General features: G+C 42.4%; 18 protein-coding genes. 7 read left to right on the plus strand and 11 right to left on the minus strand.

From position 1 onward, the window contains the following. Nucleotides 1-129: 129 nt before the first annotated feature. The 4 genes from AC3IT7_RS13175 to AC3IT7_RS13190 all read right to left on the minus strand — a co-directional run bounded on the left by AC3IT7_RS13175 (nucleotide 130) and on the right by AC3IT7_RS13190 (nucleotide 3,945). Nucleotides 130-786, minus strand: coding sequence for an HNH endonuclease (locus AC3IT7_RS13175; protein ID WP_489248753.1), 657 nt, complete (start codon nucleotides 784-786; stop codon nucleotides 130-132). Next, nucleotides 783-1,943, minus strand: a complete 1,161-nt coding sequence (locus AC3IT7_RS13180) for an AAA family ATPase (protein WP_489248754.1) — start codon at nucleotides 1,941-1,943, stop codon at nucleotides 783-785. The genes AC3IT7_RS13175 and AC3IT7_RS13180 overlap by 4 nt, the downstream gene beginning before the upstream one ends. Before the next feature lie 74 nt (nucleotides 1,944-2,017). Then, nucleotides 2,018-2,395, minus strand: coding sequence for a hypothetical protein (locus AC3IT7_RS13185; protein WP_489248755.1), 378 nt, complete (start codon nucleotides 2,393-2,395; stop codon nucleotides 2,018-2,020). Nucleotides 2,396-2,535: 140 nt separating this feature from the next. Next, on the minus strand, nucleotides 2,536-3,945 hold the full coding sequence (locus AC3IT7_RS13190; protein ID WP_475654260.1) for an FAD-binding oxidoreductase: 1,410 nt from the start codon (nucleotides 3,943-3,945) through the stop codon (nucleotides 2,536-2,538). A 354-nt stretch (nucleotides 3,946-4,299) separates the two neighbouring features. Here AC3IT7_RS13190 and serA point away from each other — a divergent pair, with 354 nt between their 5' ends. Both serA and AC3IT7_RS13200 read left to right on the plus strand, forming a co-directional pair. Further along, a complete protein-coding gene (serA, locus tag AC3IT7_RS13195) occupies nucleotides 4,300-5,532 on the plus strand; it encodes a phosphoglycerate dehydrogenase (RefSeq protein WP_411689810.1) in 1,233 nt (410 codons plus the stop codon). A 126-nt stretch (nucleotides 5,533-5,658) separates the two neighbouring features. Then, a complete protein-coding gene (locus AC3IT7_RS13200; RefSeq protein WP_489248756.1) occupies nucleotides 5,659-6,525 on the plus strand; it encodes an EamA family transporter in 867 nt (288 codons plus the stop codon). Between the two features lie 57 nt (nucleotides 6,526-6,582). On the opposite strand, the gene AC3IT7_RS13205 is transcribed toward AC3IT7_RS13200, so the two are convergent. Further along, nucleotides 6,583-7,713, minus strand: coding sequence for a hypothetical protein (locus AC3IT7_RS13205; RefSeq protein ID WP_489248757.1), 1,131 nt, complete (start codon nucleotides 7,711-7,713; stop codon nucleotides 6,583-6,585). A gap of 311 nt (nucleotides 7,714-8,024) precedes the next feature. Here AC3IT7_RS13205 and AC3IT7_RS13210 point away from each other — a divergent pair, with 311 nt between their 5' ends. Then, a complete protein-coding gene (locus AC3IT7_RS13210) occupies nucleotides 8,025-8,903 on the plus strand; it encodes an EamA family transporter (RefSeq protein WP_489248758.1) in 879 nt (292 codons plus the stop codon). Nucleotides 8,904-9,051: 148 nt separating this feature from the next. Here AC3IT7_RS13210 and AC3IT7_RS13215 read toward each other — a convergent pair whose 3' ends face one another. The 3 genes from AC3IT7_RS13215 to truB all read right to left on the minus strand — a co-directional run bounded on the left by AC3IT7_RS13215 (nucleotide 9,052) and on the right by truB (nucleotide 11,332). Further along, the gene (locus AC3IT7_RS13215; protein WP_489248759.1) at nucleotides 9,052-9,519 is read right to left on the minus strand and encodes a hemerythrin domain-containing protein; all 468 of its coding nucleotides are present in this window, start codon (nucleotides 9,517-9,519) and stop codon (nucleotides 9,052-9,054) included. Between the two features lie 127 nt (nucleotides 9,520-9,646). Continuing rightward, a complete protein-coding gene (locus tag AC3IT7_RS13220) occupies nucleotides 9,647-10,414 on the minus strand; it encodes a sulfite exporter TauE/SafE family protein (RefSeq protein ID WP_489248760.1) in 768 nt (255 codons plus the stop codon). 12 nt (nucleotides 10,415-10,426) lie between these two features. Next, the gene (gene truB / locus AC3IT7_RS13225; protein WP_489248761.1) at nucleotides 10,427-11,332 is read right to left on the minus strand and encodes a tRNA pseudouridine(55) synthase TruB; all 906 of its coding nucleotides are present in this window, start codon (nucleotides 11,330-11,332) and stop codon (nucleotides 10,427-10,429) included. Between the two features lie 154 nt (nucleotides 11,333-11,486). Between truB and AC3IT7_RS13230 the strand changes: the two genes are divergently transcribed. From AC3IT7_RS13230 to AC3IT7_RS13245, 4 genes are all read left to right on the plus strand, one after another. Next, complete coding sequence (locus tag AC3IT7_RS13230) at nucleotides 11,487-12,515, plus strand: lipase secretion chaperone (protein ID WP_489248762.1); 1,029 nt, start codon at nucleotides 11,487-11,489, stop codon at nucleotides 12,513-12,515. 388 nt (nucleotides 12,516-12,903) lie between these two features. Next, nucleotides 12,904-13,914 (plus strand): lipase family alpha/beta hydrolase, encoded by a 1,011-nt coding sequence (locus tag AC3IT7_RS13235; protein ID WP_489248763.1) that lies wholly within the window; start codon nucleotides 12,904-12,906, stop codon nucleotides 13,912-13,914. An 80-nt stretch (nucleotides 13,915-13,994) separates the two neighbouring features. Beyond that, the gene (locus AC3IT7_RS13240) at nucleotides 13,995-14,966 is read left to right on the plus strand and encodes an esterase/lipase family protein (protein WP_489248764.1); all 972 of its coding nucleotides are present in this window, start codon (nucleotides 13,995-13,997) and stop codon (nucleotides 14,964-14,966) included. 140 nt (nucleotides 14,967-15,106) lie between these two features. After that, nucleotides 15,107-16,075: an esterase/lipase family protein gene (locus tag AC3IT7_RS13245; protein WP_489248765.1), complete on the plus strand. Its 969-nt coding sequence runs from the start codon at nucleotides 15,107-15,109 to the stop codon at nucleotides 16,073-16,075. 71 nt (nucleotides 16,076-16,146) lie between these two features. Here AC3IT7_RS13245 and rplS read toward each other — a convergent pair whose 3' ends face one another. From rplS to rimM, 3 genes are all read right to left on the minus strand, one after another. Continuing rightward, nucleotides 16,147-16,521, minus strand: coding sequence for a 50S ribosomal protein L19 (gene rplS / locus AC3IT7_RS13250; protein WP_489248766.1), 375 nt, complete (start codon nucleotides 16,519-16,521; stop codon nucleotides 16,147-16,149). A gap of 189 nt (nucleotides 16,522-16,710) precedes the next feature. Beyond that, complete coding sequence (gene trmD / locus AC3IT7_RS13255; protein ID WP_489248767.1) at nucleotides 16,711-17,445, minus strand: tRNA (guanosine(37)-N1)-methyltransferase TrmD; 735 nt, start codon at nucleotides 17,443-17,445, stop codon at nucleotides 16,711-16,713. Between the two features lie 27 nt (nucleotides 17,446-17,472). Continuing rightward, a complete protein-coding gene (gene rimM, locus AC3IT7_RS13260; protein WP_005168821.1) occupies nucleotides 17,473-18,021 on the minus strand; it encodes a ribosome maturation factor RimM in 549 nt (182 codons plus the stop codon). Nucleotides 18,022-18,035 lie beyond the last annotated feature (14 nt).

Consider the following 18,035-nt stretch of genomic DNA (forward strand, 5'->3'; position numbering starts at 1 on the left):
TTACTCTTTTTTTAGAATTTTAAAAGAGCTGACTTTAAAAAATTAAGCGAAGTGTATCAGAGTCTAATTTCTAAATTAATCCCAATTTTACAGATATCTTCAATACTTTACTCACTCATTAAAATTATCTTAAACTACTTGACCCAAGGTCAAAATATTATTTGTTATTTCTATTGTAATTCCTTGCAATGTATCTAGATCACCTTGTTCTAATTCTTCCAATCTAAAATAACTATAAGTAAAATTACCTTTTTTATCTTGAGGGTAATATTTACAGTACTTTTTACCGTTCATAGTAGAAATACAGACATGTAAATGATCATAATATCTATCAATATTAGGATGTATAAATTTATAGAAGTCTGAGTCTTTATATCTTAATCCTTCTTCATTATATAAGCCACTATTTAATCTATTTATAAAGTTTAGTCTTTCATCAATATTTTTATTATCTTTAAAAAATTTAGCAATTTCTTTTAAGTCTCCACTTAGAAAATCTATTCGATCCTTTTTAATCATCATATTACATCTCTTACAGGCTAAGGATAAATTCTCAATATCAAATCTTTGTTTGGAAAAAATTGACTTAGGTAATATATGCTCAATGTCAATTACTAGCTTAAATTCACCCATAAAATCTTTCGCACAATAGCAACATTGCTTCTCATCTTTTAAAAATTCATCTTTTATTTTAGCTTTCAATGACTTGAATAGATCATCATCCCATCCTTTGTCCTCATTGATAAGTCTTTCTAAAAGCTTTTTTTCTTCTGGAGTTAAATTCATTGTTTCGCACCAATATTTTCTAGGGCGTGATTTTTTACTAAATTTAGTGTTTCCATCTGGTTTTTATCAATTGAAGCATTTTCAAACTTATTTATCATGTCTAAAAAGAATTCAATATTAATTTCCTTAGTATGTAAATCATTTAAAAGTTGATTTAATTTTCTAGACAAAAAAGAGTTCTGAGGGGTTAGTACTCCGAATACATTCCAATAAATTGCTTCGATACTAAGCTCATCTTTACTTGTAATTTTATTCACACCATCTTGATCAATATGAAATATAGAATAGCTAAGACTTATTGTATCTAATTTATCAAAGAAAAGATCAGCCAAAATAAGAGGAGAATGTGTAGCAATAAAAATCTTAATATTATATTTATAAAATAGATTACTAATATTTTCTAAGTATTCTATTTGCCATTTTGGATGTAAGCTAACTTCAGGTTCATCAATAATTAATATATTATTTTTTTCACTTCTAATTGATGTAGCTATAAAGAAAATACCTGTTATTAATTTTTTCTCACCTGAACTTAAATGATCAAATTTAAATAATTTTACCCCCTTAGAAAAGTATAGATCAAATTTAGCATTCCAATATTTTTTTATTAAAAATAGGAATTTTATTGTATTTTCATTATTACCATATAAATCTTCATCTAAACATATCTCTAATATTTGATCAGTATTAACAAGTTCGACTGTATGCAAGTAGTTCAAATAAGAATGTACATAATCGAAATGGGTATAATCTCCATCAAAATCATCAAGCCTTTTGTAGAAATTATGATCTATAAACTTTTTATCTACTGCTATATATAAACTGCCATCGTAACCCACATAATCTAGAATATCCCTTATTTGACGTAAGGTAAAATCAGTATCATACAAATCTCCCCGATCAATTGCCATGAAGGAGTTTTCAATGAATCTATATACTAGACTTCTAAAATTTTTAGCAAGATCACTATATGAGAGATAATTTTTACTCAATTTAGGTAAATTCTTACATCCAGCATTATTAATTATTATTAAGTTATTATTACGTTCTGATTTAAGCTCTTGTGTAATTCTGCTTAATTTGGTTGTTTTTCCACTCCCATTTTCGCCAATTAATATATTTATTTGGGTTTGAGAGTTTAAAATTAGCTCATCCATATTTTTCCTAAAAGCAAAAAAGCGCATCCTCTAGATACGCTTTTAACCAAAATCTGCCTAAAGATCAAACACTATTATGGACAAACTGCCTTCTGGAAAGTCTTGGTATTGGCCCCACGCATACAGCGATATAACTTTTCAGCATTCTGCATTTTCCAGTTTTTCTCTTCTTTTTTGAAATGATAAATAGTCTGAATAGATCTGACCGAATCATCCATCAAACCTGTTTCAGTTACCTTCACCTGCCCAACAGTCGGTGACTCCACATTATTAAAGAACTGACGGATCTCGACTGTTGCCAGCTCCTTACGCAAATCAGGTCTCATCTTCAAAACCTGATCCAATGGCGTATCGGAAGTAGACTGTACTTTTGCAATCACCTGCTGGGTAGTCGCACAACCCGACATCATCATACCCAGACCTAAAGCTGTAACTGCCAATAAACGTAACATATTTCTTAATCCCAATATCCTTATTATATAGATTCATCATGCCGGGCTTTTCATCACAAAACCATTTAGACTCTGTAACCTGATTTACACAGCAATAAAAAAAGTGCACCTTTCGATGCACTTTCATGAATTCAATCAGATTAAAGATCGAATAATTTACCCGGGTTCATGATGCCGTTTGGATCGAACACTTTTTTCAGGGCTTTCATGTATTCAATTTCTTCCGCAGAACGTGAATATTCAAGGTATGGTTTCTTGGTCATACCTACGCCATGTTCGGCAGAAATTGAACCGTCATATTTTTTTACGGTATCAAATACATACTTGTTCACCACCTGACATTTGGCAAAGAATTCATCTTTAGACAAATCGGCAGGTTTCAAAATATTCAGGTGCAAGTTACCGTCACCAATATGACCGAACCAGCAGATCTCAAAGTCAGGATAATTGTCTGCAACAATGGCATCAATTTCCTTAATAAACGCAGGGACGTGGGTAATCAGTACAGAAATGTCATTTTTGTATGGAATAAATGGCGCGATTGACTCAGAAATATCTTCACGTAAACGCCATAAACTTTCGACCTGCTCCAGGCTCTGGCTCATTACGCCGTCCAGTACCCAGCCTTGTTCCATGCAATGCTCAAAAATTTCCATCGCCTTGTCCATGATTGGTTCAAACGGCGCTTCAAATTCAAGCAAGACATAGAATGGACATTCTGTTTCAAATGGGCGTTGCACGTGACCATTTGCCAGAACTTTTTGCATTGCAAGCTCACCAAAGAACTCAAATGCTGTTAAATCAATTTTCGCCTGGAAAGCATGCAATAACGGCATGATTGCATCAAAATCAGGTACACCCAGTACCATCACTTGCAGGTCTTGCGGTTGACGTTCAAGCTTGATTTCTGCTTCAGTCACCAGACCCAGCGTACCCTCACCACCGATGAACAAGTGTTGAAGTGCATAACCAGTAGCATTCTTGATCATGCCTTTGTTCAGACGCAATACATCACCTTTACCGGTTACCACCGTCAGGCCAAGTATCCAGTTACGGGTCATACCATATTTAATGACTTTAATACCGCCGGCATTGGTACCAATGTTCCCGCCAATTTGTGATGAACCCGCAGAAGCAAAGTCGACCGGGTAATACATGCCCTGTTCTTCAGCATAATTTTGCAGTTGTTCAGTCACCACACCCGCTTGCACACGCACCATACGGTCTGCCGGGAAAAACTCCAGAATCTGGTTCATCTTGTCCATGCTGACCACGATCTCGCCATCAGCAGCCACGGCACCAGCTGAAAGGCCAGTACGACCACCCGATGGAGTCACGGCAACATTGAACTGATTGGCAAGCTTCACAATTGCTTGAACCTGTTCAGTTGTTGATGGGAAAACGATGACCGATGGGTTTGGATCAAAGTGCTTAGTATGATCGCGACCCCAATTCTGGAGGCTGTCCGTATCGGTTTTAATACGGTTTTCACCCACAATTGCAGTCAATTGGGTCAATAACTCAGGGGTTAAAGCGACTGGAGCATTCATCGTTTGCAGACCTAGCATGATTTAAACAAGAAAGACTTCGCTGGTTTATTTGCATATTTTTTAGGCATAAAAACCTGTATACAAATCAGGCGAAACATGATGATTAAAGCACCAAAAATGGGAGCTTAAACAGCATGGCGCAATATTATAAGCTATTTTTTGGGGTTTCCCGCGAAAAATGACAATTTTGATAATATACCTTTGAAAATACAGATTTAATTCAACCAGAATTAGCAGCATTGTTCATATATCTGCTCAAAATACCTGAGGTGACTGTCATCAAGGAAATGTATAACCGCCCTTTTCCTGTGCTATTATACCGCGACTAAATTTGGCCTTTGTAGCGGAGCCGTAATGAGCCAACATCTATCTCTACCTAAAGATAAAATCCGTTTTCTATTGTTAGAAGGCGTTCACCAGAACGCAATCGATACATTGAATGCAGCTGGATACACCAACATCGACTATCGTAAAACAGCGCTCGAAGGCGAAGCGTTGAAAGAAGCGATTAAAGATGCTCACTTCGTCGGTATTCGTTCCCGTACTCAACTGACTGAAGAAGTATTTGAAGCTGCGAACAAACTGATTGCAGTAGGTTGTTTCTGTATCGGGACCAACCAGGTGAACCTTGATGCTGCGATGCGTCGCGGTATTCCGGTATTTAACGCCCCTTACTCAAATACCCGTTCGGTTGCTGAACTGGTATTGGCAGAAACTATTCTTCTTCTGCGCCGTGTACCTGAAAAATCAACAGATACACATGCAGGTGGCTGGAACAAGTCGGCTGTCGGTTCATTCGAAACACGTGGTAAAACTTTAGGTATCGTAGGTTACGGTTCAATCGGTTCACAACTTTCTGTACTGGCGGAAAGCCTGGGCATGAAAGTAACCTATTATGATGCGGTGACCAAGTTACCTTTAGGTAATGCACGTCAGGTCGGCTCTATGGGCGAATTGCTTGCCAATGCAGACGTAGTAACTTTACACGTTCCGGATCTGCCATCTACCCGTAATTTCTTTGGCAAAGAACAGTTTGCGCAAATGAAAGAAGGTTCAATCTTCCTGAATGCGGCACGTGGTACATGTGTCGTAATTGAAGATCTGGCAGATGCGATCAAGTCTGGTCACATTGCGGGTGCTGCGGTCGACGTATTCCCGAAAGAGCCGAAAGCCAATGGTGAAGAATTCGTTTCTCCACTACGTAACCTGCCAAACGTGATTCTGACTCCACACGTGGGTGGTTCAACCATGGAAGCGCAAGCCAACATTGGTCTGGAAGTGGCTGAGAAATTCGTGGCTTACTCTGATAAAGGTATGACTTTATCTGCAGTAAACTTCCCGGAAATCGCGTTGCCATTGACTGAAGGCAAACACCGTTTACTTCATATTCATAAAAACATTCCAGGTGTATTGTCTAAGATCAACAACCTGTTTGCTGAACACGGTATCAACATCTCTGGTCAGTCTCTCATGACTAAAGGCGATGTAGGTTACCTAGTGATGGATGTCGATGCGACTGCTTCTCAGGAAGCTCTGGAAACGCTTCACAACGTTGAAGGCACAATTCGCGTACGCGTATTGTTCTAATTCAGATTTAAAAAAAGCCACAGTCTTCGGGCTGTGGCTTTTTTATTGCTTCAAGGTTTTTATATTTAAGCCTGATCCAGCGTTTGCCGCGCTCCCGCTCTTCGAGTCATCGAAACAAATTTAGTCATGCCCAATTTTAAAATTGCACCTATCGTGCAAGCGCCACTGATTCTACTGATTGCGATGATCAGTCTGCAAAGCAGTGGCTCCTTCGCCAAATATCTGTTTGCTCAGTTTCCCATTCTGACGGTTTCAGCCATGCGCCTGCTTTTGGGTGCTTTAATTCTGGCACTGATTTTTAAAATTTGGCAAATTAACTTCAAACAGGTGAAATGGTCAGCCATTATCAGTTACGGCATTGCCCTGGCTGGGATGAACATGCTGTTTTATCTGGCGATTGATCGCCTGCCCATCGGTATTGCCGTCGCGTTTGAATTTATTGGCCCCTTAAGTGTGGCGCTATTTTATGCCAGGCAGAAGTTTGATTTTGTTTGGGTCGGACTGGCTATTCTCGGCCTGATTTTGCTGTTCCCATTTGATCAGGCGGCACAGTCACTGGATCCGATCGGAATTCTGTTTGCCTTAGGCGCTGGTGGCTGCTGGGCACTCTATATTGTCGCGGGGCAAAAGCCTTCAGGGGTTTCGGGCAATCATACCGTATGTCTGGGCATGTTTGTCGGCATGCTGCTCTTGATGCCGATCGCGCTCTTTGCTGGAATGCCGGCACATACCTTTGAGCCGGTGAGCTTGCTGTATTTTGTGGCTTTGGCCGTGCTGGCCAGTGCAGTACCCTTTAGCCTGGAAATGATCGCATTACGTAATTTAAGTGCCCTGAGTTTTGGTACCTTGATGAGTCTGGAACCTGCAATTGCAGCCCTTTCTGGTTTTATCTTCTTGGGCGAGACCCTGTTATGGACGCAGTGGCTGGCATTGGCTACGATTATTAGTGCATCAATTGGCTGTACGATAACGGCACAAAGACGGAAAACCTAAATAAAAAATAAAGGCGCCAGAGCGCCTTTATTTAAGCTGGTTTTATTAAAAATTCTTTTAACGTGGTGTGGCATCTTTAATTGCAGTATTTAATGCAGTTGCTGCTGTCACATTATAGCCATCACATGCAGAAGCAAGCTGATCATAATTATAGCCTGTCCATTTGATCATTAAAGGATCTGCACCTTCTTGTATTAACCGGTCCAGGGTCACCCTTCTGGACTGTGCAATATAGTCGGCATGATCAATATGTTCCCCATGTTCAGAGAACGCACTGTTATAGATTCCACCCTGATATTCGATCGCACCAAAATATTTATAATATTGCAGGGCATCATCTTTATATTCTGCTTTTTTATATTTCAAGTTAGACATCGTGCCATCTAGAATGGTTTTTGCCAGATTTTCAATTGCTTCACTAGCCTGCCATTCTGCAAGTGTGCGATAGTCCGTTTTTATTTCCGGATCAAATTCAATATATTCTTCTTCAGGATGTTCGGCCAGAATACGGAAACATTGCGATCCGGCCGGGAATGTACGGGCCTTTTGTAAACCGACAAAATTGGTTGCAAACTCATTATAATATTTACGTGCAGGTGCTGTGGCAGCATCAATATTAAAGAAAAGTCGAGTCGCAGTATCATCATACATCTTCACTACAGCAATATTGGTGCGTTCAGTTAATGCCTTACCGGACAGGTCGTACCACTGTATATGCCGATGATTGCTGATGTTATTTTCAGGTATTGTCACAGGGCGGCTTGTAAATTTATCTGGTGCATTTTCTAATACTTTTTCCAGCTTGTAGCCTAATGCGGTACGTGCCCGATCTGCCGGGAACACACCTTGCGCGGTGACATAAATTGGGAAGACCATGTCTGTATCAATATCATATTCCGTATCCACGGCGCTGTTGTCATCTGCATATAAAATACTGTCAGTAATTTTATTTTTATGACTGGCCAATAGCAGCTTTTGCGATTCCATCTCGGATGCATCAATATTCGGCAAGTTGAATTGATAGGTATAGAATTCCGAAATTGTGCCTGATGCATCATCACCCGGGGTTCCAGGATTGCTTGGTGTCGGTTGACCTGTGACTGGTCCATTATTATCAGAATTATCAGAGTCACCACATGCTGCAAGCATGCAGCTCAAAACGGCGCAAGAGAGTATTCTTAATTTCATTATTATCTACCTTATTATTTTCATTGTTATTTTAATGCTGCCCCAAATCGGGATCTAAGACATTTTAATAAATATAAGAATAAGATCAATTTAAAAATTGATTAATTTGTAACCACCATGTGGTGTGAAATTAACTTTGAATTTAAAAACCTCACATTCCTGTTCTAAAAAAATTGAAATGTATTGGCCCCAATTCAGGCTCGCCTGCACAAAATATTCTTCCTCCCTACTCATCAAAAATTAACCAGTTTGCTATAATCCCGGCTTCGCCTATTTCTCATTTGTGCCCGCTCTGGGTTCAAGCTGCTCCCATGCCAAACGCCCAACTCCTTGCCGTACTGTTCATGGTGTTATCCATGAGCTCCTACCAGATCAGCGCTTCTTTTGCCAAGCAACTGTTTAGCAGCCTCGATCCGGTCACTGTCACTATTTTAAGACTCTGTTTTGCCGCAATCATTGTCTGTGTGATGTTTCGCTCCTGGAAAATTATCTCCCGCCTGCCTTTTCTAAAATGGCGAGATTTACTCTGCTATAGCGCAGCCCTTGGAGTAATGAATATTTTATTCTATCTATCTCTGGGACGTTTACCGCAGGGAATCGCAGTCGGGTTGGAATTCATTGGTCCTTTGGGGCTGGCTCTGCTTTCGATTAAACATAGCAGCGATTATATCTGGGTGTTACTGGCCATTCTGGGCATCGCGCTGATGGTGCCGTGGGGACAAGCTGCCAATCATCAGTTTGACCTGGTCGGTGCTGCCTGTGCCCTGGGTGCAGGTTTATGCTGGGCATTTTATATTTTCTTTGGTCAACGCGTGGTTCAGCAAAAAATCGGCATGCATGCACTGACCATTGCCATTAGCATTTCAGCCCTATGTCTGCTACCAATCGGACTCTACAACAATGCGCCTGCGCTGATTGATACCCGGTATTGGGGTCAGGCTCTTGTCATAGCGATTCTGGCTACCGCGATTCCTTATGCGCTGGACTTAAAAGCCTTGCAGCATTTAAACAAAACCAGTTATGGAACCCTGTCTAGCCTGTCGCCAGCTCTGGCTGCACTGACCGGTTTTCTGTTATTGGGCGAGAAAATCAGTTTACTGCAGGCGGTCGCTCTGGTCTGCATTATGTTGGCCTCAGTCGGTGTGACTGTACGTGCTGCACGTCAAGGCTCGGCAGAAGCAAAGGCCTGAAAGCCTTATTTGAAAATTAATAACTGATTAAATATTTTTATTCATTCTTGGGCTTTCTTACTGTGGAAAGAAGACAAAACAAACCGCTCAGAACAAAAAAGATGGCACCAGAGCCATCTTTTTGCTTTAGTCGATTTGAATTTAAAGTTTAGCCTTGTACCAGCATATCTTTTTTCATGTCTTTATAACGTTGATATTCGTTCTTGTACTGTACTGCTAATGCTGTCTTCTGCTCTTCAGCAAGAATTTTGCCGGCCTGCTGAAAGAAACCGTGTTCTTCTTCTTGCAAATGATGATGCACCTTCTCTGAAAGTTTCTTGGCCATCGCGATCCAGCCCGGATTGCTAAATTCGGTTGCAGTCAGTTCTTCAACCATCTCGTCCATCTCATGATGTTCGGCCAGAGCATGCCGGGTAATATTCAGTCCCGAATCGGTCATCATCAATGGAATATAGAAGTAGCGGTCTTCAGCCGCTTCATGTGCAAACAGTTCATTTTTCAGTTGTTTGAACAACTCACGGCGTTCTGGTGTATCCCCGGAAGTTTGCAGTAATTGTTCTGCAAGATCACGCTGAATTTCATGACTTTCCCTTAATGCTTCAAAAATGGTGGTCATGTCATTTTTCTCCTGTTATTTGTCATGTCTTGTTGCATCATAGACAGAAAAACGCATGGGTTCAGGAGGCTTTATAAGTACAAATTGTATAAAAAACTTTAATATTGAGAATAGTTTACATCTATTTTTAGAGGAAAAACATCTGATAGGCCATCCGGCAAATCAGCAAACTGACCAGAATCAAAAATAAAATCCGGATAAAACCACTACCATATTTAAAGGCCAGTTTGACCCCCAGCAAGGAGCCGCAGATATTGGCCACAGCCATCATGGCCCCCACCACAAACAGCACATGCCCGCTAGGAATGAAAAAGGTTAAGGCTGCCAGATTGGTGGTGAAATTGGCAATTTTAGACAAAGCCGAAGCATGTAAAAAATCGACACTGAGATAACGAATGAAAAAGAAAATAAAGAAACTGCCCGTGCCCGGCCCAAAAATTCCGTCATAAAACCCGATTGCCAGACTGCCCAAGGCTGCCAGAATCAGCATTTTCCGACTCAGTTTTTGTTCGCTATGCACCTGACCAAACTGCTTTTTCGTCAAGGTATAGACCGCAATCACGATCAGCATGATCAGCACAAAGGGCTTAAGAATCTCGACTGGAATCAGGGTGACACTAGCAGCACCAATAAACGAGCTGACAAAACTACACAGCGCAATCACGCCAAAAAGCAGCCACGGCAGCTTCACCCGACGCAAATAAGAAAATGCCGCAGAACCAGTACCAAAAATTGAGGCCAGTTTATTGGTACCAAATACCGTAGCCGGCTGTAAATGCGGCAGACTGCCCATAATTGCGGGAATCTGGATCAGACCACCACCACCCACGGCCGCATCAATCGCACCTGCCATAAAGGCAAATAGCACAAGGCTGACAATGATCTCAATTTCCATAAGGACTCGCTCTTAGAGATTTAATACACGTTTCGGAATCAGACGTTTTTTATCGCTAATTTCTGCCAGACCCAAACATTTTTCGCCATCAAAGACCAAGACCTGTTCAGCCGCATCATGCTCGATATTGCTTTCCATACCACGGCTAAAGTATTCTGCACGGCCTTCGGGCACCTGCACTTGCGGGAAATGCTGTACTGGCGCATAAGCCGGTAATAACAATGCATCACGCTCGGCTTCACTCAGGCTTTCCAGATATTCAATGGTATAACTCGGAATCAGATCAAAATGACCGGTTTTAATGCGGTGTAAATATGTCAAATGTCCGTAAATACCCAAGGCTTTGGCAATATCTTCACCCAAAACCCGGATATACGTCCCTTTGGAACAGGTCACATCTAAGGTAATGCTATTTTCGCTAAAGGATAAAAGTTCAATTGCCAAAATCGTGATTGGACGCGCTTCACGTTCAATTTCAATACCTTTACGTGCCAGCTCATATAAAGGCCGGCCTTCTTTTTTTAGCGCAGAATACATCGGGGGCACTTGCTGAATATCGCCGATAAATTGTGCCAGTGTGTCTTGAATCACTTGCTCAGATAACGCAGGTACAGCTTGCTCAAGCAGTACTTCGCCTTCCACATCACCGGTGGTGGTGCTATGCCCGAGAAAAATGGTGGTCTGATAACGCTTGACCGAATCTAACAAATAATGCGAAAACTTGGTCGCCTCTCCTAAACATATCGGCAACAAGCCGGATGCCAGAGGATCCAGCGCCCCGGTATGGCCTGCTTTTTGCGCACGATACAACCAGCGAACTCTTTGCAATGCAGCATTGGAACTGATGCCCAAAGGTTTATTCAAAAGGAAGACACCACTAAGATGACGACGCTGAATTTTAGGAGATGATGCTTTCATGGCAAAAAATCAGACATTTTATAAATTGGCGCCATGGTAAAACCCTACGAGATGATTTACAACTTTTCTATCGTATTTGATGATTTTTATGGCATATTCAGCTGAATCAAAATTCCAAAAATAATGAAACCGAAAAAAAACAGGTGCATAGGATATGCAAAAATATAAGATCTGGATCATTCTGGCTTTGGTGGTATTGTGCTTTATCAGCCTGATGCTCTGGTTATCTCCCCAGAATGAAAGACCGGCAGAAACCGCCAGCCAGTCACCGCTCAGTGAACTGCGTACCACAGCCAGCACACTGACTTTAAATAACCCTGCCAATGCAGCGTTCCCCAGTGCCAGCCAGCAAGATACCGAAATTAATTGCCAGATGCAGCTCGATGCCAGTAACCGTCTGACTGTCAATGAACAGACCCGAAACTGTTTTGAATACTTTATTACCCAGTTCGGTGAAAAAAATCTGGAGCAAATCCAGCAGGATTTTCAAGCCTATATTCGCCAAAACCATAAAGAACCTGCCGTTTCACAAATTCTGGATTTATGGGATCGCTATATTCAGTATCGTCAAGCTTTAGGCCAGCTGACTGCACCTGCCGGCCTCGATCAGGAAGATCCGGCCTATTACCGCAGCATCTATAGCAGTACCCAAAATTTGCGTAAACAATATTTTTCCAATTATGAAATTGAAGGTTTATTTGGCACCGAAGACACCTATCATGAATATACGCTGGACCGGATGGCGGTGCTGGCAGACAAAAACTTGAGTGAAACTGAAAAAGCCCAGAAGCTCAAAAGCCTGTTCGAACAATTGCCACAGGACTGGCAGGAAAACCTAGAACAACTGAATAAACTCGAAGATTTACGCAAACTCACTGCAGATATCAAAGCCCGTGGCGGCACAGCTGCCGATATCCGCCAAATGCGCTTAAACCTGCTCGGTCCTGAGGCGACACAACGTCTGGAGCAACTGGATGGCGAACGTGCCAGCTGGAAATCCAGTGTGACAAATTATCTCAATGCGCGGGACAGCATCATGCAAAGCAGCATGAGTGACAGTGCCAAACAGCAAGCGGTTCAGAAACTACGCCAGCAACATTTTCAACAGCCGAATGAGCAACTGCGGGTCGAAACTTTTGAACAGATCCATGATCAAGGAGGCAAACTCCCCTTCGCCGATTAACTCTAAAAGCCATCAGCTGTTGATGGCTTTTTTTATGACGCTGTATTGAAGCTCTTGTATTTTGCATATCGCTATTGGCAAGTTGTTTCCAAATATTTCTTATTTACATAAAATAACCTGCATCAGTTTTTTATATTTCAGCGACTTGCAATTTAAATACATCTGTAAATAAAACATATTCTTACAATGTAAATCCCTCTCGTCCTGCGTGTCCCTAAATGACATGGTTTTAGCCCCCTGAAGTGAAAAAATACCGCTGCTTACAAAGAAAAATGGCTCAGCCAATCAAGGCCAAAACTGTATTTTAAATACCTCTGATGGTATGGCCTACAGCACTCCAGAAAAGCAATGATTGCTTTAATAACGATAAAATTAAAAAGGGACGGTTATGCGTACTTTCAACAAGACAGCACAGTTACTGACTGTGACTTTAGCAGCGGCTTTGGGCTTAAGCTTTGCTGCACAAACCCAGGCAGCGGCAAGTGCCACACAAGTCATCGAAAAGACCAAGTCCGATTATGCCAAAACCAAATATCCGATTCTGATGGTCCATGGCTGGCTAGGCTGGTCACGAATTGGAACCGATAGTATTGGTCTGGATTACTGGTATCAGATTCTGCCAGATATGGCGCGTAATGGTTCCACCGTATTTGCTGCCCAATTATCTCCTGCAAATACTACGGCATATCGCGGTGAACAGCTAATCAGCCAGGTTGAAGATGTGATCGCCATTACAGGCAAGTCTAAGGTCAACCTGATTGGCCACTCTCATGGCGGGCCAACAGTGCTTTATGTCGCTTCAACCAAACCAGAATATCTGGCCTCAATTACGGGAGTTGCAGGCACTTACCACGGCTCGAAAGTCGCCGATGACATTCAGAACAACACTCTGACCCGTACAGCCTTTAATATTTTAGGCGACTATATCATTGGGCCGCTAATTGCTTTGGGCCAGCTGAAGCCGGAACTCGAAATCGATTTTGATGCCTCGATGAAATCATTGACACAAACAGGTTCTCGGCAATTTAATGCCACGGTGGCAAAAGCTGCTGTCAAAGATGGCGTTTTGGCAGCCACCGAAAACTGTAATAAAAACCTCAAACCTAAAGATTCTAAAGGCATTTATTACTACTCATGGACAGGTGTAGCACAAGCCACTAATGCTCTGGATATTGACACGATTTTAATGCAGCTGGGCCCACTGTCTTATGGCAATAAAGATAATGATGGCATGGTGGCACGTTGTAGTGCGTATATGGGTAAAGTCATTAATGACAATTACAAACTGAATCATACCGATCTTGCCAATATGATGTTTGGCTTAAAAGGCCTATTTGCTCCAGATCCGGTGACGCTATATCGTCAGCATGCAAATCGCTTAAAGCTGCAAGGTTTATAAGTGGTGCTTGCCTTTATCAGGACTGATAAAGGCTTTGCTATATAACCGGTCATCATTTTCCGGATAACGGAGATAAAATAATGAAGATTATAAACCTGATCGTCAGTCTATTCATTGGATTCAGCTGTTCCCTAGCTTATGCCAAGCAGAGTGCACTACTGGAATATACTTCTAAATTCACTATATCCAGCTACGCCAAAACCCATTATCCGCTCATTTTTGTCCATGGCTTCGGTCTGGGCTTTAACCGCATCGGAACCGACAACCTTGGTTTAGATTATTGGTATCAAATCCCGCAAGATTTAGCCCGTCATGGTGCTCGGGTATTTTCCGCGGAATTATCTGCGGTTGCATCCAATGAACTGCGCGGTGAACAGTTGTTACTACAAATTGATGAAGTTCTTGCCCTGACGGGTAAAGCTAAAGTCAATCTGATCGGACATAGTCAAGGTGGACCCACCATTCAATATATCGAAGCTGTTGCACCTGCCAAAGTGGCTTCACTGACCGCAATTGCAGGCGCAATGAAAGGCACACCGGTTTTTGTCAATGCCAGCCAGACGCCTTTACTAGAACCACTGATCCATGCCATTGGAACAATTTTAGGCTACAGCATGAATCTGGTGACAGCAAACCAATATCCTGTAAATATTACAGCGGCCTTAAGTGCCATGCATCCTGAAGACATGCGAGCCTTCAATATCAAATACGGCTCTGCTGCGATTCCTAAAGACTGTCAGACCCAAGGCATGAAGATCACAGCCAATGGCATTCATCATTACTCCTGGATGGGCAACCGGCAAACGACTAATCCTCTGGATATTATTGAATCGACCATTGTCAGTTTAGGCGGAACTTTCCTGAAAGGTGAAGCCAATGATGGCGCATTACCTTTATGCAGTGGACGTTATGGCCAAGTCATTCGTCAGGACTATGCCCACAATCATTTCGATGAAGTGAACCAGTTCTTCGGTATTCTGGGACCTTTTGCCCAAGACCCGATTGCACTGTATCGCCAGCATGCCAACCGGCTCAAACTGCAAGGCTTATAAATCATTCACTATTATCCAATCCATTAATCATAATTTTTAAATACAGCAACCTAAAACCGGACTCATCCCTTGCAGATGGGTCATTTGGCAAAGCAGGATGAGGATCATTCTGGCAAAACAACAAAAATGAGGAAAATAGCATGAAATACGGATTATTAATCACAAGTCTGCTGTTGGCAGGCACATGCGCCACGACTCAGGCATCCACTCAGGCCAGTCAGGTCACGGCGAAAGCTAGCTCGCACTATGCCAAGACCCAATACCCCATCGTGTTTGCACACGGGATGGCGGGCTTTATCCGTGTGGGTACAGATCAGTTTGGTCTGGATTACTGGTATCAGATTTTACCGGATCTGGCCCGCAATGGTGCAAATGTCTGGGCAACACGCGTATCGCCATTTAACTCGTCAGAAATTCGTGGTGAGCAACTTTTAGAGCAAGTAAAGGAAATAAGGGCCATTAGCGGAGCAGCCAAAGTCAATCTGATTGGACATTCACACGGCGGGCCAACCATTCGTTATGTGGCGGGTGTAGCACCTGAGCTGGTGGCATCTCTGACTTCAGTCGGTGCACCGCATAAAGGCTCGCCCGTGGCAGACCTGATTCTTCAGGCAGAAGGTACACCACTACAAGGTCCGCTCGTCGGCAGTGTTAATCTGGTGTCTAAAGCGATTACCTGGGCACAGGGTCTGGATCCAAACAGCTTCCCGCATGATTCGCTTGCAGGTGGTCGCAGCCTGACTCTGGCAGGATCTGCTCAATTTAACCAGAAATATCCACTGGGTATGCCAAATAGCGCCTGTGGCGAAGGTGCCTATCAACAGAATAATATTTATAATTATTCATTTACCGGCACTGGCACAGTCACCAATATCCTCGATCCGGATTCTGCCCTAAAGGTCACCAGCCTGCTGATCGATGGTGGTAAGGACAATGATGGCCTGGTATCACGTTGCAGTGCCAAATTTGGCAAGACCATTCGTGACAATTACAACTGGAATCATCTGGATGAAGTCAATATGGTATTGGGTCTGAAAAACATCTTTGCCCCTGATCCGGTCGATGTTTATCGCCAGCATGCCAATCGGTTAAAGCTACAAGGTTTATGATTTTTATACCAATTTTTAAATATAAAAAATGCGCCCAAAGGCGCATTTTTTTACTCGTATAAAACTTAAAATTAAGCTTTAACTTTACGAGCTGGTAATTTTTCACGGATACGTGCAGCTTTACCAGACAATTCGCGTAGGTAGTAAAGTTTAGCGCGACGAACGTCACCACGACGTTTCACTTCAACTTTAGCAACGATTGGAGAGTGAGTTTGGAATACACGCTCAACACCAACACCGCTAGAAATTTTACGTACTGTGAACGCAGAGTTCAAACCACGGTTTTTCTTAGCAATTACAACACCTTCAAAAGCCTGAAGACGCTCACGGTCGCCCTCTTTAACTTTTACAGAAACAATTACTGTATCACCTGGTGCAAATGCAGGGATATCTTGTCTCAATTGTGCATTTTCAATTACTTGAACTAAAGGATGCTTACCGCTCATGGGGTATCTCCAATAATGCGAGTCAGAAGAGGTCTGATCATCGCGGGGGCTAGAGGCTAAAGCGCATAGACCCGATTATCTTTCCCTTTAAGGTTGACCATCTCAACCCTAAAGAGCCTATTAAAGAATACTTAAACATCAGTGTTTAAGTACAGTGTTCGAAGACAGAACCAATTTCTTGGCGATGCCTTACAAATCTTTTAGCCATTTTTTTTGCTGCTTGGTCAGTTCCACTTGTTCAACCAATTCAGGTCGACGTTCAAGCGTTCGCTGATAACGCTGCAAAAACCGCCATTTTTCAATGTTTGCATGATGACCTGATTTTAACACCTCAGGTACATCCAAACCTTCAAACTGGTCAGGCTTGGTATATTGTGGGCAGTCTAAAAGACCATCCACAAAGGAGTCTTGCACATGGGATTGTTCATCTGACATCGCACCCGGAAGTCTCCGGATAATACTGTCCAATAAAACCATCGCTGGCAGTTCACCACCCGATAATACGTAATCGCCAATTGACCATTCCTGATCAACATAGTGCTGGATCAAACGTTCATCGACCCCTTCATAACGTCCACACAGTACAATCAGTCCGTCATATTTGACGAAGTCCTGTACCGCAGCTTCATTTAAGGTTTTTCCTTGCGGTGACATATACACCACAGGAACATGAACTGCACCTGCTTCATTTGCAAGCTCTTTGGCACGGTGAATTGCTTGTGCCAGAGGCTCTGCCATCATCACCATACCCGGACCACCACCGAATGGACGTTCATCCACCCGTTTATAGTTGCCCGTTGCAAAATCGCGTGGATTGATGCAATGAATTTGCATCAAATCACGTTTTGCTGCGCGCCCGCTAATACCATAGGCTGTAATCGCTTCAAACATTTCAGGAAAAAGCGTAATGACTGCAAAAAACATCGCAGACTCCCTTATTTCCAAAAAGTGTTAGTAATCTACGCCCCAATTGACGTAAATACGACCAGCTTCCAGATCAACGCGTTGCACCACATCTTTATGCCATGGAATCATGCGCTCTTCGCCATCGATGCTGTCTGGGGTTGCGCGAACCACCATGACATCATTGGCACCTGTTTCAAACAGCTCAAAAATTTGACCGAGATTAATTTCTTGTTCCTGATCATCCAGACCTAACACCGTTAGACCTTTTAAATCAGACCAATAATATTCATCTACACCCGCTTGAGGCAGTTGCGATTTAGCGATCCAGACATTGGTGCCAACCAGTTCATCTGCGCCAGTGCGATCACTCACACCTTTTAAGCTAACGACCAGGCCTTTACCATGTGGTTTCCAACGTTTTACATCGACAATTTGCCAACCTGCTTTGGTCTCAATGTACCAAGGCAGATAGTCAAATATGTTGCTCATGGGTTCTGTATTGGAATAGACCCAGAGCCACCCATTTAATCCATATGCTGAACGTAGCTGTCCAATCTGAATACGATCTTCGGGAACATTCTGTGTTGGTGTCATGGGCAATCTACTAC

This window comes from Acinetobacter sp. KH_038 (genome assembly GCF_057839405.1).